Source organism: Kribbella sp. NPDC006257, assembly GCF_040613535.1.
GTDB lineage: Bacteria > Actinomycetota > Actinomycetes > Propionibacteriales > Kribbellaceae > Kribbella.
On the sequence record NZ_JBEXSJ010000033.1, the window covers coordinates 74,640 to 97,462 of the forward strand.

Sequence of the window (22,823 nt, forward strand, 5' to 3'; positions counted from 1 at the left end):
TCCGCCGTACCTGTGGATCTTCACGAACGCAGTGGCCGTTCTGTCAGCGTGTGGTTGGCTCGTCAATTGGTTCCGGGGGCGTCCGCGGGCGCGCATACAGGTGCACCCGGACTGGGATGGCCAAGAAGAACCGAGCGCCTCGGTTGTCACGATGTACCGGTTGCCGATCTCAATAACGAACACGGGATCCGGCGAGGCTCGCGACGTCTGCATCTACATGGCTGATGGCGGAATGCGAGCATCGTTCAGGCAGCCCGACGGCAGTGAGGGACCACGGACGCATTGGGTTGGTGCTCTCTTGTCGTCGGCCGATGTGCCGCTAGATGCACTCACCATGAACGGCGTCGTACAGCTGATGATCTCCTGGAGGGACGGTCCTGGCCACGGCACTAGCCATCGCCAGGGCTACGTGCTGTTCCCGGCGGAGCGCCGAATCATCCTGAAAAAGGTTCCGCGCTCGGCTCGTATCGTTTCGGCCTCACATCCTCACGGGACGCTGCAGGACAACGTTGCTCTTTGGCCCGCAGACGTAGGCGAACGCGGGTTGTGGGGCCGGCTGAGGACAGCTGTTCGCATCGGTCGCCTTGCATACAAGGGAGAGATTGAGTCTTAGACCGTGTATTGACGGGCCGACCGAAGCCGTCGCAGTCGAGATTGAGGGTCTCGACTGCGACAGTCGCTAGCTAGTTCACATCATCGTCTGACGGGAACGGGACCCCGGTGTTGCTGTGACATCTGTAGCCGTTTGGGTTCTTCGAGGGGGACAAGTACTGCTGGTGGTAGGCCTCGGCGTAGTAGTAGGTGGTGAGGGGGGCGATCTCGGTGGTGATGTCGCCGTAGCCGAGGGGTTTGATGACGGGGGCGTAGAGGTCGCGGGTGCGTTCGGCCTCGGCGCGCTGGGCGTCGGTGGTGTAGTAGACGGCCGACCGGTACTGCGAGCCGAGGTCGTTGCCCTGGCGCATTCCCTGCGTCGGGTCGTGCGTCTCCCAGAAGACCTTCAGCAGGTCGGTGAAGGTGGTCTTGGCCGGGTCGTAGACGACGCGGACCGCCTCGGTGTGGCCGGTGCGCCCGGTGCAGACTTCCTCGTACGACGGGTTCGGGGTGTACCCACCCGCGTAGCCGACGGCCGTGGTGTACACGCCCGGCTGCTGCCAGAAGATCTCCTCGGTGCCCCAGAAGCAGCCGGTACCGAACCAGACCTCCTCGAAACCGGCAGGAGCGGGTGCGGTCTGCGGCGTACCGAGCACGATGTTCTCCGCCGGTACGGCGTAGCCGGGGTCCTGCCGGCCGGGCAGCGCGGCCGAGGGCTCGACCAGTGCTGTGTTGCGCTTGAAGAACGACATCTCACGCCTCTCGCAGAGTGACTTACATACTGGCTCAACGCCCCGACGGAGGCGAACCTTCCCCCGACCGATTACGGCTCGCTCACGCGATCCGGCGCAGTTCGAGAGGATCGCCCGGGCGCAAGCGAGTCGCCGGGGGAGCTCAGGCGATCATCGCCGTACGCCGTACTGGTGCCGCCGCCTCGAGTCCGGCGTACGACGAAGCAAGCCGCCGTACTGCGTCGCGCAGCGTGTCCGGGTCGAGCGTGTACGGCAACCGCAGAAAACTCTCCAGCCCACCATCCGGCGAGAACCGCGCCCCTGCCACCACCAGTACGCCGTTCCGCTGGGCAACCCCCACCAAGCTCGATCCGACCGGCGAAGGCAATTCGCACCACAACGACAACCCACCACCCGGTACTTCGAACCGCCACGAAGGCAACTCGGATCGCAAAGCTGCAGCCAACGCATCCCGCTGCAAAGCCAGCCCAAGACGCCGCTCAGCCAGCACCCCAACACGATCCGCCAGCAACCGGCACACCACGAGCTGCTCCAGCACCGGCGCCCCCAGATCCAGCGATCCGCGCGCATCGAGGATCCGCGAGACGAGCGCCTCAGGCGACCGGATCCACCCGATCCGCAGCCCACCCCAGAACGACTTGCTCACCGACCCGATCGTGATCACCCCAGCCGGATCGAACGAAGCGAACGGTGGCGGCATCTCCTGCCCGTCCAGCGCCAACTCGAAAAGCGTCTCGTCGATGATCGCCGTAGTCCGGGCCCGGGCGAACGCGATCGCCAACCGCTGCCGATCCGCTGCAGACATCAACCACCCAGTCGGATTCTGGAAGTCGACCACCATCCAGGCCGCCCGCGGCGACGTCTGCCGAATCGTTGCCTCCAGCAAAGGAAGGTCCCAGCCGCCCGGACTCATCGGTACCGCGACCACCCGGCAACCGCTGCGCCGGATGGCGTCCACCGAGTTCGGATGGGTCGGGCTCTCGGTCAGCACCCGGTCGCCGATCTGCGTCATCGCCCGGACCACGATCGAGGTCGCGGCCAGCGCGCCGGCCGTGATGATGATCTGGTCCGCCGACGTCGGCAGCCCGCGCGCCTCGTACGACGCCGCGATCGCCGCCCGCAACTCGGGCAACCCCTGCGGGTGATAGCCCGGCGTCGCCAGATGCCGCGGCAGATCCTCGAGCGCCTCGGCGACCGCCGTACTGATCCCCGGTACGGCGGGCGACGCTGCGCAGGTGAAGTCGTAGAGCCCGTCCGTGTCGATCCCCGGCGCGTGATGCCGGCCGAGCTCCGGTTCGACCTTCGACGGCAGTGACGTCACGCTGCCCGATCCGCGCCGGCTGGTGAGGTAGCCGCGATCACGCAGTTCCCGGTATGCCGAGGCGACGGTGGTCCGGCTGACCCCGAGGGCGTCGGTCAGCTCGCGTTCGCTCGGCACCCGCGCGCCGGGCATGATCCGGCCGTCCGCGATCAGCAGCCGGAGCCGCTCGGCCAGGCTCCGGTACGCCGGTCCGCCGGCGTCCGACCAGCCACCGAGCAGGCCGGAAAGGGTGCTTGCCGGAAGATGTTGCCCTGTCATGCAGTCCACTATTACCCAATTGGCTATCGAACACCAGGCCAATCGGCCGCAGACTTGCCCGTGTGACCGCCACCGTCGAAGCCCCACGCTCCCTGGCCCTGCTCAATCCGATCCAGCAACTCAAGGCAGGCCGGCTGCCGCGCCGACTCGTCCAGCTCTACCTGGGCCTCACTCTGTACGGCGCGTCGATGGGCCTGATGATCCAGGGCAACCTCGGCCTCGACCCGTGGGACGTCCTGCACTCCGGCATCACCAAGCACCTCGACGTCAGCTTCGGGACCGTGGTGATCGCGATGAGCTTCGTCGTACTCCTCGCCTGGATCCCGCTGCGGCAATGGCCGGGGCTCGGCACGATCAGCAACGCCATCGTGATCGGGCTGGTGACGGATCTGACCCTGTCGACGGTGGACCGCCCGGACGCGCTCTGGCTGCGGATCGTCTTCATGGCGAGTGGGATCGTGGTGAACGCGCTGGCCGGTGCGCTGTACATCGGTGCGCAGTTCGGCCCGGGTCCGCGCGACGGGCTGATGACAGGCCTCGTACGGCGTACCGGGCTGAGCGTGCGCCTGGTGCGAACCACGCTCGAGGTCACCGTCCTCGCGATCGGCTGGCTACTCGGCGGAGTCGTCGGCTTCGGAACCGTCGCCTACGCCCTGGCCATCGGCCCGCTCGTCCACTTCCTGCTGCCGATCTTCACCGTCAGATTGGCCACGGCGAGTGAGCGCTGACGATCTTGCGTCCTCCGTCCACGGAACGGGAGGCCCGGACGGCATCGATCAGACCAGGCCGTACGCTGGTCCGGTGATCAACGAACACTCCTACGGATTCGAGACGCTCGCCATCCATGCCGGGAACGAGCCCGACCCGACCACCGGCTCGGTGGTGCCGCCGATCTACGCGACCAGCACCTACAAGCAGGACGGCGTCGGCGGGCTGCGCAACGGCTACGAGTACTCCCGGTCGGCCAACCCGACCCGGACCGCGCTCGAGGAGTGTCTGGCCGCGATCGAAGCCGGCACCCGGGGATTCGCGTTCGCCAGCGGCCTGGCCGCCGAGGACACCCTGATCCGCTCGCTCTGCGTGCCGGGTGACCACGTGGTCTTCCCCGACGACGCGTACGGCGGCACGTTCCGGCTGTTCTCGAAGGTGCTCGGCAACTGGGGAGTCGAGATGACCCCGGCCGCCGTCACGCACCCGGAGGCGATCCGGGCCGCGATCCGCCCGGGCAAGACCAAGATCGTCTGGCTGGAGACGCCGACCAACCCGCTGCTGAACGTGGCCGACATCGCCATCGTGGCGCAGATCGCGCACGACGCCGGTGCGCTGCTCGTGGTGGACAACACCTTCGCCTCGCCGTACCTGCAGCAGCCGCTGGAGCTCGGCGCCGACATCGTCGTGCACTCGACCACGAAGTACATGGGTGGTCACTCGGACGTCGTCGGCGGTGCGCTGATCGTCCGGGACGCGGAGCTGATCGAGAAGATCGCCTTCCACCAGAACGCGATCGGTGCCGTCGCCGGCCCGTTCGACTCCTGGCTGGTGCTGCGCGGTATCAAGACCCTCGGCGTCCGGATGGACCGGCACAGCGACAACGCGGAGAAGGTCGTCGAGTTCCTGCAGCGGCACAAGAGCGTCAGCTCGGTGCTCTACCCGGGCATCGACGGCCACCCCGGTCACGAGACCGCGGCCAAGCAGATGAAGCGGTTCGGCGGGATCGTCTCCTTCCGGGTGACTGGTGGCGAGGCGCAGGCGCTGGACATCTGCAACAAGGCCGAGGTCTTCACTCTGGGCGAGTCGCTCGGCGGCGTCGAGTCGCTGATCGAGCACCCGGGCAAGATGACGCACGCCTCGGTCGCCGGTACGCCGCTGGAGGTCCCCGCGGACCTGATCCGGCTCAGCGTCGGCATCGAGACCATCGACGACCTCCTCGCGGACCTCGACCGCGCGATGTCTTAAGTGCCCGCATTTGTGGCGGTCGACTTCGGGTCGACCTTCACGAAGGCGATCGCGGTGGACGCCGGCTCGGGCGAGCTGATCGCCCGGGCCGAACACCGCACCACGGTCGACACCGACGTCCTGGACGGCTATCAGGCCTGCCGTACTGCGTTGCTTGCCGTCGACAAGAGCCTTGCCAAAGCCGAGGTACTGGCATGTTCCAGCGCGGGCGGTGGTCTCCGAATCGGTGTCGTCGGCAACGAAGAGCTCGTCACCGCCGAAGCGGGCCGTCGCGTCGCGTTGTCGAGCGGCGGCCGGGTAGTTGCCGTCGTCAACAATGGGCTGACGGCAACTTCCCTGAAAGCGTTGCGGGCCGAGCGACCTGATGTGGTCCTGCTGCTCGGCGGCACGGACGGCGGCAACTCCGCCGTACTGGAGAACGCGGCAGCCGTGCTCGCGAAGTACAAGTGGCGGCGTCCTGTGGTTGCTGCTGGCAACATCGAGGCGCAGGAGGCGATCGGGGCGCTGCTGGCCGAGGCTGCGGTGCCGCATGTCTTTGCGGACAACGTCGTACCGGAGATCGGGGTGTTCGCGCCGGACAGCGCGCGGGCGGCGATCCGGGAGATGTTCCTGGCCCACGTCATCGGTGGGAAGAACCTGTCCCGCGATCCCGGGTTCGCCCGGATGGTCCGCGCCGCCACGCCGGATGTCGTACTACGGGGTGTCGAAGTGCTCGCATCGCTGCACGGCGATGTGGCCGTGGTGGACATCGGTGGCGCGACGACCGACGTTCATTCGGTGATCGAACTCGACCCGGAAGACGCGAAACTGGGTCGCGAAGTGGTCGCCACGCACCCGGTGACGCGGACGGTCGAAGGCGATCTCGGGATGCGGTGGAGCGCAGTACCGGTGGTCGCCGCGGGGATCGAGGCCGGGTTGATTCCCGACGATCCGGTACTCCGGGACGCGGCCTCGAGGCGACATGACGATCCGTCTTTCCTGCCGGGTTCGGCCGACGAGACGGCGTACGACGAAACTCTGGCCGGCGTCGCGGTGACGGTGGCGTTGCGGCGGCATGCCGGGCGGCAGCGGGTGGTGTTCGGGCCGGGTGGGCGGGTGATCGAGCGGTCCGGGAAGGATCTGCGCGAGGTGGATCTGCTGGTCGGGTCCGGGGGAGTGCTGCGGCACAACGGTCCCGAGCTCGCGGCGCGGGTGCTCGGCGCGGTCGCGGCAGGTGCTCAGGAAGAAGGCTGGCTGGTGCCTTCGGGAGCTAGGACCTGTGTGGACACGGACTACGTGCTGGCCGGGGTCGGCCTGTTGGCTGACGTTGCGCCGGTAGCGGCGGAAGGCCTGGCACGGCGAGTGGGCTCGGAGATTCATGGAACCCTGGGGAGCGGGCACTAGTCTCAAGGAGATTCGAGACCCGGAGGTGTCATGAGTAAGCCGGACGAGCCGGTGGGGCGGGACGACTCGGCCGACGAGCCGAATGATCGGCGGGACGACTCGGCCGGAGTGCCGGACGTCGGGCGGGACAAGGAAAGTCCGGTCGCGGACAACGAGGCGGCTGAAGGGGTTAGTGGCACCGTCGTACCGGAGGACGAAGCCGGGGTCGTGATGCCTTCTAGCCGGGGACCTGTCGATGTCGGGGTGACGGCCGGGATGCAGATCGCGAGTGCCTGGGCCTGGCGGTTCCTCGTGGTCGTCGCTGCGGTTGTGGTGATCGGCTACGGGCTGCAGTACCTGTCCGAGGTCGTCATCCCGGTGACTGTCGGGGTCCTGCTGACCGCCCTGCTGGTCCCGGTCACCAACGCCCTGCAACGCGCCCGGGTGCCGCGTGGACCCGCGGCGGGTCTCACCGTGATCGGCACGATCGCGCTCGTCGCCGGACTGCTGACGCTGGTCGGCACCCAGATCGCGACCCAGTTCGACAGTCTGTCGACGCAGGTCGGCGAAGGTGTGCAGAAGCTGCGCGACCTGGCCAAGATCAACCTGGACGTCACCGACAAGGACATCACGGACTCGCTGAACAAGCTGAAGGACACCGTGATGCAGGGCGGTGCACTCGGCCAGCGAGCGGCCGAAGTCGGTACGACGGCCACGCACGTCGTCGCCGGGCTCTTCATCTCGCTGTTCTGCTTGTTCTTCTTCCTCTACCAAGGACCCCAGATCTGGGCCTGGCTGGTCCGGCTGTTCCCGTTGCAGGCCCGGGAGAAGGCCGACTCGTCCGGCCGGAAGGCCTGGGTCTCGCTGACCGCGTTCGTCCGGGCGACCATCATCGTCGCCGCGGTCGACGCGATCGGCATCTCGATCGGTGCCGCGGTCCTCGGCCTGCCGTTGGTCAGCGCGATCGGAATCCTGGTTTTCGTCGGCGCGTTCGTCCCGGTGGTCGGTGCGTTCGTCAGCGGCATCGTCGCGGTACTGGTCGCACTGGTTGCCAAGGGCCCCGTTGTCGCGATCATCATGCTGGCCGTGGTGATCGGCGTCCAGCAGGTCGAAGCGCACGTGCTGCAGCCGTTCCTGCTCGGGCGTGCGGTGAGTGTGCATCCGCTGGCGGTGATCCTCTCGATCGCCACCGGGGTGGTCATCGCGGGGATCGTCGGTGCGCTGGTCGCCGTACCGACCGCTGCTGTGCTGAATACGATCGTGAATCATCTGGCCGGCAACGACGTCGATCCCGAACCACCCAGACCGCTGCCACCGCTGCCACGCCGTAGACCACAGCCGGCCGCCGGTCCGTCCGAGACCGCAGAATAGAAGCAGCCGCCCCCGGGAATCCCGGGGGCGGCTGTTGTTGCAGTGGATCAGCCCATCGAGGAGGCTGCCGCTTCCAGCTCGGCGTTCTGCTCTTCCTCGGACTTCGGGCCGTCGTTGCGGCCGGCCAGCCGCTGCTCCGGGGTGATGACCGCCAGGATCAGGGCGATCGCCAGGAACGGCAGCGAGACCAGGAACACGTCGTCCATCGCGTTGACCAGACCGGACAGCGCCCAGCCCTTCATCGGCTCCTTCAGGCCGTGCAGTGCCTGCACGCTGTTGGCTGCCTTGGCGAGCGGCTCGACCATGTTCTGCGCCGTGGCCGGGACGATGTCGCCCAGGTGCACCTTCAGCCGGCTGGTCAGCACCGCGCCGTACACGGCCGTACCGATCGCGCCACCCATCGAGCGGAAGAAGGTCATCGTCGAGGTCGCGGTGCCCATGTGCTGCCGGGGCACGCTGTTCTGCGCGGCCGTGACGGTGATCTGCATCGACAGACCCAGACCGGCACCCATGATGAACATGTAGATCGCCAGGTGCCAGTACGGCGTGTGCAGGCCGATCGTGGACAGCAGCACCATCGCGCCGCCGACCAGGACCGCCGAGATCATCGGGTAGATCTTGTAGCGACCGGTCTTGCTCATCAGCTGACCGCTCGGGATCGAGGCGGAGAAGATGCCGACGATCATCGGCAGCAGGGCCAGGCCCGACCGGGTCGGGGACAGGTCCTTGACCGCCTGCAGGTAGAGCGGCAGGAAGATCAGCGCGCCGAACATCGCGAAACCGAGCAGGAACGCATACCCGGCGTACCCGGAGAAGATGCGGCCCTTGAACAGGTCCATCGGGATGATCGGCTCGGAGACCCGCAGCTCGACCAGGACGAAGGCGACGGCCAGGACGACCGCGCCGGCGAGCAGGGCGATCGTGGTTCCGTTGCCCCAGCCGTTGGTCGGGCCGCTCCAGGAGACGGCCAGCAGCAGCGAGGTGACGGCGCCGGTGACGATCGCAGCACCCAGGTAGTCGATCTTGTGGCTGCGCTTCACGTGCGGCAGCTTGAGGACGGCCGCCACGATGCCGAGCGCGACCAGGCCGATCGGCAGGTTGATCCAGAAGATCCAGCGCCAGCCGGGACCGTCGGTGAGCAGACCGCCGAGCAGCGGGCCGGCCACCGAGGACAGACCGAAGACGGCACCGAAGTACCCCATGTACTTACCGCGCTCGCGCGGCGGGATCACGTCGCCGATGGTGGCGAACGCGAGCGACATCAGACCACCGGCACCAAGACCCTGGACGGCCCGGAAGCCGATCAGCTGCTCGATGTTCTGCGCCAGTGCGGACAGCACCGAGCCGCCGAGGAAGGTGACGATCGCCGCGATGAACAGCGGGCGGCGGCCGTACAGGTCGGAGATCTTGCCCCACAGCGGAGTGGAGGCGGTCGAGGTCAGCAGGTAGGCCGTGACGACCCAGGACAGCTTGTCCAGGCTGTTGAACTCACTGACGATCTGCGGCAGCGCCGTACCGACGATGCTCTGGTCGAGCGCGGCCAGGAACATGCCGGCCATCAGGCCGCCGAGAATGATCAGGATGTTGCGGTGGGACAGATAGGTTGGTGCGTCGGGCGCTGGGGACGCGCCGCCAGGCGTAGCCGGCTCGGTGGTGCTCATCGGGTCTTCTCCACGTTCTTCTCGGTGTTCTGGTGCGCTGCCGCTGCTGCCGCCGCGGCCCAGCCCTTGTCGGCCCAGGCCTTGCCGTCGCCGCCGCGCGCGTCGACGATGCTGGTGACCCCGTCCGCGAACCGGGTCATCAACTTCTCGAAAGTCTCGATATCGGAGTCGGTCCAGCCCTCCATGGCCTGGGTCAGCAACTCCATCCGCCGCTTCGCAGCGGTTTCCCACTCGGCCGTGCCCTGCTCGGTCAGCTCGACCCGGAAGGCGCGGCCGTCGTCGGGATCGACCGACCGCTGGATCAGGCCTGCTTGCTCCAGGGCCCGGACATGCCGGCTGGCGGTCGACGCGTCGATCTCCATCCGGGCGGCCAGGTCGGACAACCGCAGCGCGCCGTTGCACCGCAGCACGAACAGCACCAGGTGGGCGCTGTGGTCGATCGTGTCGCCGGGTTGCTTGGCCTTCAGCCGGCGACCGATCCGCGTGAATGCGTGCAGCACGCCCTCGACGGGAGTCTGCGGAGCATACGGATCATTTACATGCATGGTGCAAGCATATACATACTTGCGTGATACACGCAAATGAGTTTCCGTCTTTGCGGGGTGAGTGGCAACTCATTTACTAGGTGTAGCAATGTGGTCGCGGAGAGTCAGCACGGTTCAATGGGCCTATCCCCAGACTGGAGGAAACGCATGCAGCAGGTGGCGGTGGTCACGGGTGGTGGGTCCGGACTCGGGCGGGAGATGGCGCTGGCGCTGGCCGCGGTCGGCTTCGACGTGACGGTGACCGGGCGGACGCTGGGGAAGCTGGCGGAGACCGCCGTGACCGGTCAGCAGGTGGCGGCGGTGGGTGCCGCGGGAGTCGGGACGGTGCGAGCCGCCGTACTGGATGTGACCGACGGGTCCGCAGTACGGGAGTTCTTCTCTTCCCTGGAGCGCATCGATCTGCTGGTGAACAACGCGGGCACCGGTATGCCGGCCGCGCCGATCGAGGATGTCTCCGAGGACGACTGGCGGGCTGTGGTCGACACCAATCTGACCGGCTCCTTCCTGTGTGCCCAGGCCGCCTACGCGTTGATGCTTCGGCAGGACCCTTCCGGTGGTCGCATCATCAACAACGGCTCGATCTCCGCGCACGTGCCGCGTCCGCAGGCGATCGCCTACACCGCTTCGAAGCACGCCATCTCGGGGCTGACCAAAAGCCTCGAACTGGAAGGCCGCCCGCACGGCATCACGGCGACGCAGATCGACATCGGCAACGCAGCCACCGCGATGACCGAACGGATGGAACAGGGCGCCCTCCAGCCCGACGGCACCATCAAAGTCGAGCCCACCTTCGACCCGCGCACGGTGGCTGCCTTCGTGGTCCAGATCGCCCAGCTGCCCACCTCGGTCGCCGTCCCGACCCTGATGGTGATGGCCGCCGGGATGCCGTACGCCGGCCGCGGCTAATCCAGAAGAAACTGTCTGGAGGGGCGTCTAGGGTCTGAGATGTGACGGGACAGGTGGAGGCGCTGGTTCATGCGCGGGGGCTGCGGAAGTCGTACGGCGACTTCGAGGCCGTCGCGGGCATTGATCTGGACGTGTGGAAGGGCGAGGCCTTCGGGTTCCTCGGGCCCAACGGCGCGGGGAAGTCCTCCACCATGCGGATGATCGGGGCCGTCTCGCCGGTGAGTGGGGGAGTGTTGCGGATCCTCGGGCTGGATCCGGCGACGGACGGACCGGGCGTGCGGGCCCGGATCGGAGTCTGCCCGCAGGACGACACGCTGGACACCGAGCTGTCCGTCCAGGAGAACCTGACCGTCTACGGCCGGTACTTCGGGCTCAGCCGGGCCGAGTGCCGGGAGCGGGCCGCCGAGCTGCTCGAGTTCGTCGCGTTGACGGACAAGGCGAAGGTGAAGGTCGACGAGCTGTCCGGCGGGATGAAGCGGCGGCTGACGATCGCGCGGTCGCTGGTGAGCAAGCCCGACCTGCTGCTGCTCGACGAGCCGACGACCGGCCTGGACCCGCAGGCGCGACACCTGCTCTGGGACAAGCTGTTCCGGTTGAAGCAGGAGGGCGTCACGCTGATCATCACCACGCACTACATGGACGAGGCCGAGCAGTTGTGCGACCGGCTGGTCGTGATGGACGGCGGGCTGATCGCGGCCGAGGGGTCACCGGCGGAGCTCATCCGGGACTACTCGACCCGTGAGGTGACCGAGCTGCGGTTCGGTCCCGAGGTGATGTTCGCGGATCACGACGCACTGGCCGGCAAGGTCGAGGACCTGGCTCAGCGCATCGAAGTACTGCCCGACCGTTTGCTGCTCTACACCGACGACGGTGAGCGGACGGTCGCGGCCGTGCATGAGCGCGGGTTGCAGCCGGCCGCGGTACTGGTCCGCCGGTCGACGCTCGAGGACGTGTTCCTGCGGCTGACCGGCCGGACGCTGGTGGACTGATGGCCACCGTCGCGCTCGAGAACGGGCGGAGACAGTTCGACTACTGGGTCACCGTCTACAAGCGGACCTGGAAGGGCAGCCTGGTCAGCAGCTTCCTGCTGCCCTTGCTCTACCTGGCCGCGATGGGTATCGGCCTCGGGTCCTTCGTCGACGCCAACGGCACCGGGGCACTCGGTGGGATCAGCTACCTGCAGTTCATCGCGCCCGGTCTGCTGGCTTCGACCGCCCTGCAGATCGCGGTCGCCGAGTCGACGTACCCGGTGATGAGTGGGCTCAAGTGGCAGAAGTTCTACTTCTCGATGATCGCCACGCCACTGCGTCCCGCCGACGTGATGTACGGGCAGCTCGCCTTCATCGCCTTCCGGGTGCTCACCACCTGCACGGTGTTCCTGGTCGTGATCGCCTTCTTCGGTGGTCTGAAGTCACCGCTCGGGCTGATGGCGTTGCCGGTCGTGCTGCTGGTCGGGATGGCCGCCTCGGCGCCGGTCTGCGCGGTCGCGACGACGCTGCAGAACGACTCCGGCTTCGCGATGATCTTCCGTTTCGGCGTGATCCCGGCCTTCCTGTTCTCCGGCGCGTTCTTCCCGGTCTCGCAGTTGCCGGACTGGATCGAGTGGCTGGCGTACCTGAGCCCGCTGTGGCACGGCGTCGAGCTGTCCCGAGACCTGAGCCTCAACACCGTCGAGCTCTGGCCCGCCCTCGGCAATCTCGCCTACCTCGCCGCCTGGTTCGGGATCGGCACCTGGTTCGCGGTCCGCGGTATCACCCGGAGGTTGATCAGCTGATGGCGACTCTCACCGCCCGGGTGCTCCCGGTTCCGATCCGTCGTCCCGGCAACGGCCGGCAGATCGTCGAGCGGAACCTCCTGGTCTACCGGCGAACCTGGATCGTCTTCGTCTCCGGCTTCTTCGAGCCGGTCTTCTACCTGCTCTCGATCGGCATCGGCGTCGCCAAACTGGTCGGCGACTTCACCCTGGCCGACGGCACGGTGATCGGGTACGCCGCCTTCGTGGCACCCGCGATGCTCGCGAGCTCGGCGATGAACGGTGCCGTCTTCGACTCGACGTACAACATCTTCTTCCGGATGAAGTACGCCCGGCTGTACGACTCGATGCTGGCGACTCCGTTGCGGCCGTGGGACGTGGCGACCGGCGAGGTGACCTGGGCCCTGTTGCGCGGTGCCTGCTATTCGGCGATGTTCCTGCTGGTGATGCTCGCGATGGGCCTGATCCACTCGTGGTGGGCCTTGCTCGCACTACCCGCCTCGGTGCTGATCGGATTCGCGTTCGCCGGTGCGGGGATGGCGCTGACCACGTTCATGCGGAGCTGGCAGGATTTCGAGTTCGTCCAGCTCACCACGATGCCGATGTTCCTCTTCTCGGCGACCTTCTACCCGGTCGAGACCTACCCGGGCGGGATCCGCTGGCTGGTCGAGATCACCCCGCTCTACCAGGGCGTAGCACTCGAACGCGCCTTCGCGACCGGAACCGTCAGCTGGTCCCTGTTCGCCAACGCCCTCTACCTGATCGCGATGGGCACCCTCGGCATGTACGTCGCCTCCCGCCGCCTCGGCAAGCTCCTGCTCAAGTGACGAGGCTGCGTAGCCACCAGGTTGCGCCGCGGATCATCGAGGCGCTGCTCGGGCCTGTGATGTTGTCGGCCAGGTGCAGCGACGTCATCACCTGGTGCAGCGCGCCGAGCTCCTGCGCGAGCTCGAGCGCGCGGAGCCGGGCCGCCGGTGAGGCGTACTCCTCCCACTCGGCCAGATAGGCGTCCCGCACTCGCGGATCCATTGACACGGGCGAGCGCTTGTCGAAGAACGTCACCAGGTCGAGGAACGGATGCGCCAACGCCGCATCGGTCCAGTCGAACGCAATCACGTGGCCGTCCCGTACGGCGAGGTTGCGCGGGTGCAGGTCGCCGTGCAGCAACGTCTCCGGTACGCCGATCGCGGTGAGCTCGTCGATTGCCTCCCGCAACTGTTCGGCCCGCTTCGGCAACGCGGCCCGCTCGTCCGGTTCCAGGAGATCGGTAGCGGGGTTCGGTCCGACGAGCCGATCCAGTTCACCCTTCAGTACTCCGAGCCGCCGGTCGACGCAGCTGAATTCCAGCAACTTGTCCGGCTGGTCGGCGTACCGGCGCTGTAGTTGCGCATGCCCGCGAATCGCCCGGATCCAGACGTCGACGTCGGTTTCGGCGGCGAGCATCGGACCGAGATCGGGGAGCAGCATCCAGGCCCGCGCGTCGTCGATCGCGACCGGCTCGGGCACGAGGTCCGGCCGCTCGTCGGCGAGGTGGCGCAACAGTCTGGGTTCGTGCGCGAAGAGCAGCGGCAATGCGTCGTCGCTCACCGGGCGGATCGTGCTCGAATGGGCAATCGCCTTGAAATACACGTCCCCCTTCGAGGTGGGACACCGCAGTACGTTCGACAACCCCCACGACCGAACTTGAGCCGGTACGCCGGTCCGCGGCGCGCCGAGGTGCTCATCGATCCAAGGCAGGGCTTCGGCGTACCATCCGGGTCTGGTCCAGGCCGGCGTCGCTCGGGCGTCCATCGGCAGTGCCAGGTGGTTGCGGGCGGCAAGGACCAGTGGATGGTCGAAATCCGCCACCCAGCTTGCGTTCTCGGGCGTCTCGCCGACGTTGATCATCAGGTAGCTCGGCGCCTCGTCGAGGCACGTCAACACGTATGCCTCGATACCGTGCTGATCCCGCAGCGCCTGCACCGGTGCCGCGACGTCCGGGAACCAGAACTCGTCGGCAACCTCGGCCTGCGGGAGGCCGGAGGGAAGGACGAGAATCGCTTGATCCTCCGGACGGATCACTACGGCGGTCACGGTCACACCAGGACACTATGCGGTCGGACCCAATCCACACCCGAATTGCGGCCTCGCCGGTCGTAGGGTGAGTGGGTGACGATCAGTGCGGCGGAGATTGCCCGGGCAGCGGACCTGCTGCATGACGTGGTGGCGCCGACGCCACTGGAGTACTCGCGGTGGTTGAGCGACCTCGTCGGTGGTGACGTCTTCCTCAAGTGCGAGAACCTCCAGCGGACCGGCTCGTTCAAGCTACGTGGCGCGTATGTCCGGATGGCCCGGCTCTCCAAGAAGGAACGTGCACGTGGAGTCGTCGCCGCGAGTGCCGGGAACCATGCGCAAGGCGTTGCTCTCGCCGCGCAGTTGCTGGGGATCAAGGCGACCGTGTTCATGCCGCACGGAGCACCGATCCCGAAGGAGAAGGCGACGCGGGCTTACGGGGCGGACATCCGGTTCGTCGGGACGTCGATCGACGACTGCCTCACGGCAGCCCGGGCGTTCGAGGCGGAGACCGGGGCGATCCTGATCCACCCGTTCGATCACGTGGATATCGTCGCCGGGCAGGCGACCACGGGACTGGAGATCGTGGAGCAGTGCCCGCAGGTGCGGACGGTCGTCGTACCGACGGGTGGTGGTGGACTGATCGCCGGGATCGCCTCGGCGATGCAGCGCGACGGGATGCCGATCGAGGTCGTCGGGGTGCAGGCGAAGGGCGCCGCGGCGTACCCGGCCTCGCTGCTCGCCGGCGAACCGGTGCAGCTGGAGAAGATGGCGACGATGGCCGACGGCATCGCGGTCGGGCTGCCGGGGACGGTTCCGTTCGCGGCGATCCAGCGGCATGTCAGCGAGGTGCTGACGGTCGGCGAGGATTCGTTGTCCAAGGCCCTTTTGCTGGTGCTGGAACGCGCCAAGCTGGTGGTCGAGCCGGCTGGTGCGGCCGGAGTGGCCGCGGTGCTGGACAACCCGAAGCGGTTCAAGGCGCCGCTGGTGGTGGTGCTGTCCGGCGGCAACATCGATCCGCTGCTGTTGATGCGCGTACTACGACACGGTATGGCGGCCGCTGGTCGGTACCTCTCCTTGCGCGTGCGCATCCCGGACACTCCGGGAGGGCTCGCGACCTTGCTGACCCGGCTGGCCGAGGTGGAGGCGAACATCATCGAAGTACTGCATGAACGCATCTCGGAGACGCTGAACCTTGATGAGGTCGAGGTTGCGCTGCAGTTGGAGACCCGGGGCGACGAGCACCGCGAACGGGTGCTCGCGAGCCTGATCGGGAACGGGTATACCTACACGCTGAACTAGGAGGCTGGCTGCTCGGCGTACCGGCTTGAATCAGGCTGTCGGTTCGCAGGACTTCACCAGCGGGGCGTGCAGTCGCTCCGCCAGGACGCGCTGATGCGTCGGCTGTGCCTCGGTCTGCAGCAGTGAGCCCTTGGCCGTCATGCAGACGCTGACCGCCCGCCGATCCTCGGGGCACATGTTCCGCTCGACGAGTCCGGCTGACTCCAGCCGGCCAATCACGCGGGAGAGTGCGCTCTGGCTCAGATGCACCGAACCGGCGATCTTCTGGACCTTCGCGGACTGGTCCGGGAGCTCGGCGAGTCGCTCGAGCACCTCGTACTCGCTCATACCCAGGCCGTGGCGGGCTTGCAGCTCACGGTCGAGCGCACAGGTGAGATCCGCGTGGCGAGCCAGGATCTGGCGCCACTCGCGGACGTCGGCGCTGATTTCACCAGTCCCAGCGCTGACCTTCGTCTCGGTCATGTCGTGGACGTTATCATGCATACGCATCCAATGCAAATGCATTTAATGCCTAGACATTAGATGCACATGCATGCAATGCTCTCTTCTCGTGACACAGACAACGCAAGTACCTCCGACCCGCCTGACCTGGGATGCACGCCTGTGGGGCGCTCTCCTGGTGGTCTGCGGCGTGATCTTCCTCGATGGCCTCGACGTGTCCATGGTCGGCATGTCCCTTCCGTCCATCGGCGCCGACCTCGGCGTCTCCCTGTCCTCCCTGCAATGGGTCGTCACCGGTTACGTGCTCGGCTACGGCGGCTTCCTGCTGCTGGGTGGCCGCACCGCCGACCTGCTCGGCCGCCGGCGCGTCTTCCTGATCGCGCTGGCCGTCTTCGCCGTGGTCTCGATGCTGAGCTCGCTGGCGACCAACCCAGAACTGCTCATCGGCGCGCGGTTCGTGAAGGGCATCGCCGCCGCGTTCACCGCGCCGGCCGCGCTCTCCATCCTCACCACCACCTTCCACGAGGGTCCGGACCGCAACCGGGCGCTCAGTATCTTCACCACCTGCGCCGCCAGTGGCTTCTCGCTCGGCCTGATCCTCGGTGGCCTGCTGACCGAGGTGGGCTGGCGCTGGACCTTCCTGATGCCTGGCCCGGTGGCTCTGATCGTGCTGCTGTTCGCGCTCAAGCTGATCCCGAACAGCCCGCGGGACGAGAAGACCGGCGGGTACGACGTACCTGGTGCCGTCACGGTCACCGCCGGAATGCTCAGCCTCGTGTTCGCCGTGGTCGGCGCTGAGGGGGCCGGCTGGGCCTCCTTCCGCACCATCGGACTCTTCGTTCTGGCGGCTGCGCTGCTGGCGGCCTTCGTCTGGATCGAGACGCACACCAAGCACCCGCTGGTCCGGCTCGGCATCCTGCGCAAGAGCAACCTGCGGGTGGCGAACCTCGCCATCATGACCGTGTTCGGCGCGTATGTGTCGTTCCAGTTCATCGGCACGCTGTACCTGCAGAACATGCTCGGCTGGTCCTCGCTGGAGACCGCCCTCGGCTTCCTGCCGGCCGGTCTGCTGGTCGCCTTCCTCTCGCCGAACGCGGGCAAGCTGGCCGACCGGATCGGTACCGAGCGGATGGTCGCGGCCGGCATGGTGCTCTTCGTGGTCGGCTACGCGCTCTTCATCCGGATCGGCGAGCAGTCGAACTACCTCTCCACCGTGCTGCCGACGATCGTGCTGATCGGTCTCGGCTTCGCGATCACCTTCCCGGCGCTGAACATGCAGGCCACGAACGGGGTGGACGACAACGAGCAGGGGCTCGCGTCCGGCCTGTTCAACACCTCCAGCCAGGTCGGCGGCGCGATCGTGCTCGCCATCACGACGGCGGTCATCGGCAGCCAGTCACACGGCGACACCTCGCCGAGCGGCGTACTGGCGGCGTACAAGCCGGCGCTGGTCGTCGTCACCGGGATCACCATCCTGGGGCTGCTGCTCGGACTGCTGGGTCTCCGCGGCCTGAAGGCGCGGCGTGCGCTCGCTGTCACCGAGGCAGCCGAGCTGGACGCCGTCCAGAAGGAACTCGCCGAGGAAGAGATGTCCCCGGCAGCTTGAAAACAACCGGCTCACTAGCTGAGCCGTTCAAATAGGTACCGCAGTGCGGGTCCCGGGCTACTCCGCCGAGACCCGCACTGCTGTTTCCCAGGGTCGGACGGGAGAGTTCCGGGGTATCCCCGATTGGTTTGCACCCGTCCGGGTGCTGAAGTAGGTGCATGAGCGATCAGAGCAATCAGAGCGACTACGACCGCCGGGTGAAGGACATCCTCGACCGGGTCGCCAAGGGCCACCTGTCCAGCGACGAAGCCGCGACCCTGATCGCTGCCGCCACCCCCACCCCCCGCCACGCCACCCCACCCGCAACCGACCAGTCAGAAACCGGCACGCCGACCACCGCGCCAGGCGACCCCGATACGCCGACCACAGGCGACTCCGGTACGCCGTCCGCCACCACCGATCCTGCGGCTCCCGCCGACCCGGCTGACCCTGGTGATCCCGCCGACACCCCTTCCGCCGCTGTCTGGGCCGAGGTGGTCGACTCCCCGGAAACTGCGGTAACTCCGCCTTCTGCTCCGAGCGCACCTGCTGAGCCGACTGCTCCGAGCGCACCTGCTGAGCCGACTGCTCCGAGCGCACCTGTGAGTGAGGAGCGGGTGCAGGACAGTGTTGTGGATGATGCGCCGGTGGAAGCGGAGAGTCAGCACAGTGATCTGGTTGTGCCTCCCGGCGTCCGGCGGGTGACTGTTCGGGCGATCGGGCGGCGGGTCCGGCTGATCGGGGAGCCGGCGGTCACCGGTGTCGCCGTCGACGGGCCGCATGTGATCAAGCGCGACGGTGACACGCTCGCGATCAGCAGTGAAGGCGACATGGGTGTCTCCATCGACGGACTCAGCATGTTGCGGAACCCGACCGACCTCAAGTCGCACGTGAACGGCCTCGCCAAGGAGTTGTCGATCCGCGTCAACCCGATGCTCCAGGTCGAGATCGAGGTCACCGGCGGCAGCGTGACCGCCGAACGCCTCCCGGGCCTGTCCCGCGTCCGCGTCACCGCCGGTACTGCGAAGGTCACCGACGTCGACGGCCCGATCGACATGCTCGTCCAGGCTGGTACGGCGACCCTCGACGCCCAGATCACCAAGGGCCGCTCCCGGGTCCGGGTCGAGTCCGGTGCAGCCAACGTCACCCTGCGCCGAGGTTCCGACGTACGCGTGCACACCGAAGCCCAACTCGGCCGCGTCTCCTGGACCGGCGCCGTCAGCGGCCAGTCGAAGGATGTCGAAATCGGCCGCGGCCGAGCCGCCCTGGACGTAGAGGTCCTGGTCGGCTCCGCCCAGATCACCTCCGACTAAACCCCCACTGCCACGCTTTTCGTCCGCTGACGCGTTTAAAAGGCGTCAGCGGACGAACATCGCGCCAGTGGCGCGCCCCCTGACCTCCGCGGTAGCGCAGGGGCTGCTCAGGGGGTGGGTTGGGGCGTGGGGATTGTGCGGAGGGTGCGAAGCGGGGAGAAGACGACGAAGGCGGCGCCGAGGAGGGCGCCGGTGCCGCTGATCCAGAGGGTGGTGCGGAGGGTGAAGGCGGTGGCGAGGACACCGCCGAGGAGGCTGCCGATGGGGGCGACTCCCCAGGCGACGAAGCTGGTGGTTGCGCTGACCCGACCCTGGAGTTCGGGCGGCGTGAGGCGCTGCCGGATGCTCGACTGGAGGATGGCGGAGACGATGATGCAGACCGCGGCGAGCAGCATCGACCCGACGTACCAGAGCAGTCCCCAGCCAGGCCCCGTCAACGCCTGAAGCAGGAACGCCATCCCGAGTCCGACGCTCGCCAGCAGCAACGCGCGAGCCTCGCCGAGCCAGTCGCTGAGCCGTTCCGTGAACCACGACGCCGCGAGCGCCCCGAGCAACCCGATCATGCTGAGCAGGCCGATCGTGCTGGGGGAGAGGTGGATCTCCCGGACCAGGAAGACGATCATCACCGCACCGTTCGCGGACTGGAAGAGGAACGTGCTGGTCGTGTTCAGCGTGATCGGCCTGAGCAACGGATGCCGGAACACATAGCGCAGACCTTCCCCGATCTCCCGCCGAAGATCCGGCCGCTCGGCGGGCACCGGCCGGCTTTCCGGCGTACGGATTGAGCGGAGCCACAGTGCTGACCAGACAAAGCTGAGCGCGTTGAAGCCGAGTGTGACGGCGGCAGTCAGCCACTGGACCAGGAAGCCACCCGCGCCCGCTCCGATCACCGCAGCAACCGAGTGATTGGCCGCCAGCTTCGCGTTGGCCGGTAGTAGCTGCTCCGCCGTGAGCAGCCTGGGTGGGTAGGAGCTGTGCGCTACATCGAACAGGACTGTCAGAAGGCCGGACAGCGCCAGTACGACGTACAGCTGCGTCAGGCCCAGTACGCCGAGCCAGGCCGCGACCGGGATCGAGCCGTAAAGGATCGCTCGGCCGATGTCGGCCCAGACGAGCACCGGCAAGCAGCGGACCCTGTCTACCCATGCACCGGCGAACAGGCCGAACAGCAACCACGCAGCCGTCTCACATGTCCGCAGCAGCGACACCTGGAGCGTCGTGGCATTCAGCGTCAGTACTGCGAGCAGCGGCGCCGCCGACGTCGCCAGGCGACTGCCGAGCTGGCTCAGTAGGTCAGCGGTCCACAACCGGCGGAAGTCGGGATGGCTCAGAATCCTGGGCTTCATCCGCCGACCGTAAGCCGCAAAGTTGAGCCTTGTCGACTCAATGTCAACAAAGTTGAGTCTAGGGGACTCAGCTTTGAGCGTGGCGGCAAAACCGGTCGAGTTCTGTCGGTGGGATCCGCCAGGATGACCTGCATCACAGTTCTGGGAAGGGTGGGTGGCTCGGATGGCCGCAATCGAGGCGACCGGCCTCGTGAAGACGTTCAAGTCCAGGAAGAACACGGTCAAGGCGCTCGACGGGATCGATCTGGAGGTCCCTGAAGGCAGTGTGCTCGGCCTGCTCGGGCCCAACGGCGCCGGGAAGACGACGGCGGTCCGGGTGCTCACCACCTTGATGGCTCCGGACGCGGGCTCGGCCCGGGTGCTCGGGCACGACGTGGTGAAGGAGGCGGACACCGTGCGCGGGCTGGTCGGCCTCTCCGGGCAGTACGCGGCGGTCGACGAGCTGCTCACCGGCCGGGAGAACCTGTGGATGTTCGGCCGGCTCTACCGGCTCAGCAGCAGCCAGGCGAAGCAGCGGGCAGACGAGTTACTGGAGATCTTCGACCTGACCGAGGCGGCCGACCGGATCCTGAAGACGTACTCCGGCGGTATGCGGCGCCGACTCGACCTGGCCGGCTCGCTGATCGCGCATCCGAAGGTGCTGTTCCTGGACGAGCCGACCACTGGGCTGGATCCGCGGAGCCGGCTGGATCTGTGGCAGATCATCCGCGACCGGGTGAGCGAGGGCGTCACGATCCTGCTTACCACGCAGTACCTGGAGGAGGCCGACGAGCTCGCCGACAGCATCACCGTGGTCGACCACGGTTCGGTGATCGCCCGCGGTACGGCGGACGAGTTGAAGGCGAAGGTGGGCGGCGAGCGGATCGAGATCGTCGTCCACGATCCCGACGAGACCTATCGCGCTCTCGAGTTGCTGACGGCCGCGCTCGAGGTCACCGATCCTGATGCGACCACGCTCGACAAACACAACAAGCGGCTCACGCTGCCGGCGCCGGGCGGATCGACCGCGCTGGTGTCGGCGATCCGCACGCTCGACGGCGCCGGCATCCGGATCGCCGACATCGGCCTGCGGCGGCCGACGCTGGACGACGTGTTCCTCTCGCTGACCGGGCACGCGGCCGAGGACGAGCAGACCGGTCAGCAGGACCGGCCGAAGAGGGGGCAGTGATGAGTACCACCGGTACGCCGAAGGTGAGCCCGTTCAACCGGGCCTGGACCGATGCCTGGGTGCTCGCCTGGCGGAGCCTGAAACGGATCCCGCGGACGCCGGACATGCTGATCTACGCGACGATCCAGCCGATCATGTTCGTGCTGCTGTTCGCCTACGTGTTCGGCAACGCGATCCCGATCCCGGGCTTCCCCGGTGCGCGGGCGTACCGCGAGTTCCTGATGTCCGGGATCTTCGCCCAGACGATGGCGTTCGCGGTCGCGTCGGCGAGTGTCGGGCTGGCCGACGACATGTCCAAGGGGCTGATCGACCGGTTCCGGTCGTTGCCGATGGCAAGGTCCGGGGTGATCGCGGGGCGGGTGATCGGCGACGTGGTGTTCAACGCGTTCGTGATGCTGGTGATGGTGATCTGCGGCTTCATCGTCGGCTGGCGCTGGCACAACGGGATCGGGCAGGCGCTGGCGGCGTTCGCGATCCTGCTGCTGTTCGCGTTCGCGATGCTGTGGGTGGGCGCGCTGATCGGGTTGTCGGTGGGTGGTCCGGAGGTGGCTGCGTCCGCGGGGCTGATCTGGCTGTTCCCGTTGACCTTCCTGTCGAACGCGTTCGTGCCGACGCCGAATCTGCCGGGTGCGCTGCAATCGGTCGCGGAGTGGAACCCGATCTCCTCCATCGTCGCCGCTTGCCGGCACCTGTTCGGCAACCCGTCACCGTTCGCGAGCCCCGATGGTTTCCCCGCTCAGCACCCGGTCTGGCTCAGCCTGATCTGGTGCGCGGCAATCATCGGCATCTTCGCCCCGCTGGCCGTCAACAAGTACCGCCGAGCCACCTCGCACTGACAACCACCACCAGGAGCTCAGCTCCCGGACGAGCCGGGCGGGCGCTTCCGGAGGAGTGGCCGGGTGAGTGCCCGCCCTGGCCGCCCCTCCGGGTGAGCGCCCGCCCGGCCCCTCGGGGTGACCGTCCGCCGGGCTAGCTCAGCTGCCGGACGAGCCGGGGCGAGCCGCCCCCGGCTACCTCTCCGGGACCGTCCGCGGGCTACCCCTCCGGGTGAGCGTGCCCCCGGCTATCTCTCCGGGAGTGTCCGCGGGCTACCCCTCTGGGTGAGCGTGCCCCCGGCTATCTCTCCGGGAGTGTCCGCGG

General features: G+C 67.5%; 20 protein-coding genes. 13 read left to right on the forward strand and 7 right to left on the reverse strand.

Translation table 11 applies throughout. The features are described from left to right. Positions 1-683: 683 nt before the first annotated feature. The gene (gene msrA, locus ABZ004_RS31300; protein WP_355684687.1) at positions 684-1,343 is read right to left on the reverse strand and encodes a peptide-methionine (S)-S-oxide reductase MsrA; all 660 of its coding nucleotides are present in this window, start codon (positions 1,341-1,343) and stop codon (positions 684-686) included. Positions 1,344-1,485: 142 nt separating this feature from the next. Continuing rightward, positions 1,486-2,922, reverse strand: coding sequence for a PLP-dependent aminotransferase family protein (locus ABZ004_RS31305; RefSeq protein WP_355684688.1), 1,437 nt, complete (start codon positions 2,920-2,922; stop codon positions 1,486-1,488). A 62-nt stretch (positions 2,923-2,984) separates the two neighbouring features. Here ABZ004_RS31305 and ABZ004_RS31310 point away from each other — a divergent pair, with 62 nt between their 5' ends. From ABZ004_RS31310 to ABZ004_RS31325, 4 genes are all read left to right on the forward strand, one after another. Continuing rightward, positions 2,985-3,650: a hypothetical protein gene (locus ABZ004_RS31310; protein WP_355684689.1), complete on the forward strand. Its 666-nt coding sequence runs from the start codon at positions 2,985-2,987 to the stop codon at positions 3,648-3,650. A 73-nt stretch (positions 3,651-3,723) separates the two neighbouring features. Next, positions 3,724-4,878, forward strand: coding sequence for a cystathionine gamma-synthase (locus tag ABZ004_RS31315; protein WP_355684690.1), 1,155 nt, complete (start codon positions 3,724-3,726; stop codon positions 4,876-4,878). Further along, entirely contained in the window at positions 4,879-6,261 is a 1,383-nt protein-coding gene (locus ABZ004_RS31320) for a glutamate mutase L (RefSeq protein ID WP_355684691.1), read from the forward strand. 30 nt (positions 6,262-6,291) lie between these two features. Next, on the forward strand, positions 6,292-7,611 hold the full coding sequence (locus ABZ004_RS31325; RefSeq protein ID WP_355684692.1) for an AI-2E family transporter: 1,320 nt from the start codon (positions 6,292-6,294) through the stop codon (positions 7,609-7,611). A gap of 47 nt (positions 7,612-7,658) precedes the next feature. On the opposite strand, the gene ABZ004_RS31330 is transcribed toward ABZ004_RS31325, so the two are convergent. Together ABZ004_RS31330 and ABZ004_RS31335 are read right to left on the reverse strand one after the other, a co-directional pair. Beyond that, positions 7,659-9,272, reverse strand: coding sequence for an MDR family MFS transporter (locus tag ABZ004_RS31330; RefSeq protein WP_355684693.1), 1,614 nt, complete (start codon positions 9,270-9,272; stop codon positions 7,659-7,661). Then, entirely contained in the window at positions 9,269-9,817 is a 549-nt protein-coding gene (locus ABZ004_RS31335) for a MarR family transcriptional regulator (protein WP_355684694.1), read from the reverse strand. The genes ABZ004_RS31330 and ABZ004_RS31335 overlap by 4 nt, the downstream gene beginning before the upstream one ends. Before the next feature lie 147 nt (positions 9,818-9,964). Here ABZ004_RS31335 and ABZ004_RS31340 point away from each other — a divergent pair, with 147 nt between their 5' ends. Genes ABZ004_RS31340 through ABZ004_RS31355 form a run of 4 tightly spaced genes read left to right on the forward strand, consistent with a single transcriptional unit; the run spans position 9,965 to position 13,303 of the window. After that, positions 9,965-10,723 carry an SDR family oxidoreductase gene (locus ABZ004_RS31340; RefSeq protein ID WP_355684695.1) on the forward strand — a complete coding sequence of 253 codons (759 nt, stop codon included), beginning with the start codon at positions 9,965-9,967 and terminating at the stop codon, positions 10,721-10,723. A 41-nt stretch (positions 10,724-10,764) separates the two neighbouring features. Then, the gene (locus ABZ004_RS31345; RefSeq protein WP_355684696.1) at positions 10,765-11,712 is read left to right on the forward strand and encodes an ATP-binding cassette domain-containing protein; all 948 of its coding nucleotides are present in this window, start codon (positions 10,765-10,767) and stop codon (positions 11,710-11,712) included. Continuing rightward, positions 11,712-12,497, forward strand: coding sequence for an ABC transporter permease (locus ABZ004_RS31350; RefSeq protein ID WP_355684697.1), 786 nt, complete (start codon positions 11,712-11,714; stop codon positions 12,495-12,497). Before ABZ004_RS31345 ends, ABZ004_RS31350 begins: the two co-directional genes overlap by 1 nt. Then, the gene (locus ABZ004_RS31355; protein WP_355684698.1) at positions 12,497-13,303 is read left to right on the forward strand and encodes an ABC transporter permease; all 807 of its coding nucleotides are present in this window, start codon (positions 12,497-12,499) and stop codon (positions 13,301-13,303) included. Before ABZ004_RS31350 ends, ABZ004_RS31355 begins: the two co-directional genes overlap by 1 nt. Here ABZ004_RS31355 and ABZ004_RS31360 read toward each other — a convergent pair. Continuing rightward, positions 13,296-14,555, reverse strand: a complete 1,260-nt coding sequence (locus tag ABZ004_RS31360) for an aminoglycoside phosphotransferase family protein (protein ID WP_355684699.1) — start codon at positions 14,553-14,555, stop codon at positions 13,296-13,298. The genes ABZ004_RS31355 and ABZ004_RS31360 overlap by 8 nt on opposite strands. A 69-nt stretch (positions 14,556-14,624) precedes the next feature. Between ABZ004_RS31360 and ilvA the strand changes: the two genes are divergently transcribed. Beyond that, a complete protein-coding gene (ilvA, locus tag ABZ004_RS31365; RefSeq protein WP_355684700.1) occupies positions 14,625-15,830 on the forward strand; it encodes a threonine ammonia-lyase in 1,206 nt (401 codons plus the stop codon). Positions 15,831-15,860: 30 nt separating this feature from the next. On the opposite strand, the gene ABZ004_RS31370 is transcribed toward ilvA, so the two are convergent. Further along, on the reverse strand, positions 15,861-16,292 hold the full coding sequence (locus tag ABZ004_RS31370; RefSeq protein ID WP_355684701.1) for a MarR family transcriptional regulator: 432 nt from the start codon (positions 16,290-16,292) through the stop codon (positions 15,861-15,863). 88 nt (positions 16,293-16,380) lie between these two features. Between ABZ004_RS31370 and ABZ004_RS31375 the strand changes: the two genes are divergently transcribed. After that, a complete protein-coding gene (locus ABZ004_RS31375; RefSeq protein WP_355684702.1) occupies positions 16,381-17,877 on the forward strand; it encodes an MFS transporter in 1,497 nt (498 codons plus the stop codon). 158 nt (positions 17,878-18,035) lie between these two features. After that, positions 18,036-19,169: a hypothetical protein gene (locus ABZ004_RS31380; protein ID WP_355684703.1), complete on the forward strand. Its 1,134-nt coding sequence runs from the start codon at positions 18,036-18,038 to the stop codon at positions 19,167-19,169. A 107-nt stretch (positions 19,170-19,276) separates the two neighbouring features. Here the strand turns inward: ABZ004_RS31380 and ABZ004_RS31385 are convergent, their stop codons facing one another. Beyond that, positions 19,277-20,515 carry an MFS transporter gene (locus ABZ004_RS31385; protein WP_355684704.1) on the reverse strand — a complete coding sequence of 413 codons (1,239 nt, stop codon included), beginning with the start codon at positions 20,513-20,515 and terminating at the stop codon, positions 19,277-19,279. A gap of 163 nt (positions 20,516-20,678) precedes the next feature. On the opposite strand from ABZ004_RS31385, the gene ABZ004_RS31390 reads away from it, so the two are divergent. Both ABZ004_RS31390 and ABZ004_RS31395 read left to right on the forward strand, forming a co-directional pair. Further along, positions 20,679-21,683 carry an ATP-binding cassette domain-containing protein gene (locus ABZ004_RS31390; RefSeq protein ID WP_355684705.1) on the forward strand — a complete coding sequence of 335 codons (1,005 nt, stop codon included), beginning with the start codon at positions 20,679-20,681 and terminating at the stop codon, positions 21,681-21,683. After that, positions 21,683-22,519 (forward strand): ABC transporter permease, encoded by an 837-nt coding sequence (locus ABZ004_RS31395; RefSeq protein WP_355684706.1) that lies wholly within the window; start codon positions 21,683-21,685, stop codon positions 22,517-22,519. The genes ABZ004_RS31390 and ABZ004_RS31395 overlap by 1 nt, the downstream gene beginning before the upstream one ends. The last annotated feature ends 304 nt before the right edge of the window (positions 22,520-22,823 follow it).

Bases quoted from the DNA above. Each gene is read 5' to 3' on its own strand.
- ABZ004_RS31385 (WP_355684704.1), bottom strand. From the start codon at position 20,515: ATGAAGCCCAGGATTCTGAGCCATCCCGACTTCCGCCGGTTGTGGACC.
- ABZ004_RS31350 (WP_355684697.1), top strand. From the start codon at position 11,712: ATGGCCACCGTCGCGCTCGAGAACGGGCGGAGACAGTTCGACTACTGG.
- ABZ004_RS31325 (WP_355684692.1), top strand. From the start codon at position 6,292: ATGAGTAAGCCGGACGAGCCGGTGGGGCGGGACGACTCGGCCGACGAG.
- ABZ004_RS31380 (WP_355684703.1), top strand. From the start codon at position 18,036: ATGAGCGATCAGAGCAATCAGAGCGACTACGACCGCCGGGTGAAGGAC.
- ABZ004_RS31330 (WP_355684693.1), bottom strand. From the start codon at position 9,272: ATGAGCACCACCGAGCCGGCTACGCCTGGCGGCGCGTCCCCAGCGCCC.
- ABZ004_RS31395 (WP_355684706.1), top strand. From the start codon at position 21,683: ATGAGTACCACCGGTACGCCGAAGGTGAGCCCGTTCAACCGGGCCTGG.
- ABZ004_RS31355 (WP_355684698.1), top strand. From the start codon at position 12,497: ATGGCGACTCTCACCGCCCGGGTGCTCCCGGTTCCGATCCGTCGTCCC.
- ABZ004_RS31340 (WP_355684695.1), top strand. From the start codon at position 9,965: ATGCAGCAGGTGGCGGTGGTCACGGGTGGTGGGTCCGGACTCGGGCGG.
- ABZ004_RS31390 (WP_355684705.1), top strand. From the start codon at position 20,679: ATGGCCGCAATCGAGGCGACCGGCCTCGTGAAGACGTTCAAGTCCAGG.
- ABZ004_RS31370 (WP_355684701.1), bottom strand. From the start codon at position 16,292: ATGACCGAGACGAAGGTCAGCGCTGGGACTGGTGAAATCAGCGCCGAC.
- ABZ004_RS31305 (WP_355684688.1), bottom strand. From the start codon at position 2,922: ATGACAGGGCAACATCTTCCGGCAAGCACCCTTTCCGGCCTGCTCGGT.
- msrA (WP_355684687.1), bottom strand. From the start codon at position 1,343: ATGTCGTTCTTCAAGCGCAACACAGCACTGGTCGAGCCCTCGGCCGCG.
- ABZ004_RS31335 (WP_355684694.1), bottom strand. From the start codon at position 9,817: ATGCATGTAAATGATCCGTATGCTCCGCAGACTCCCGTCGAGGGCGTG.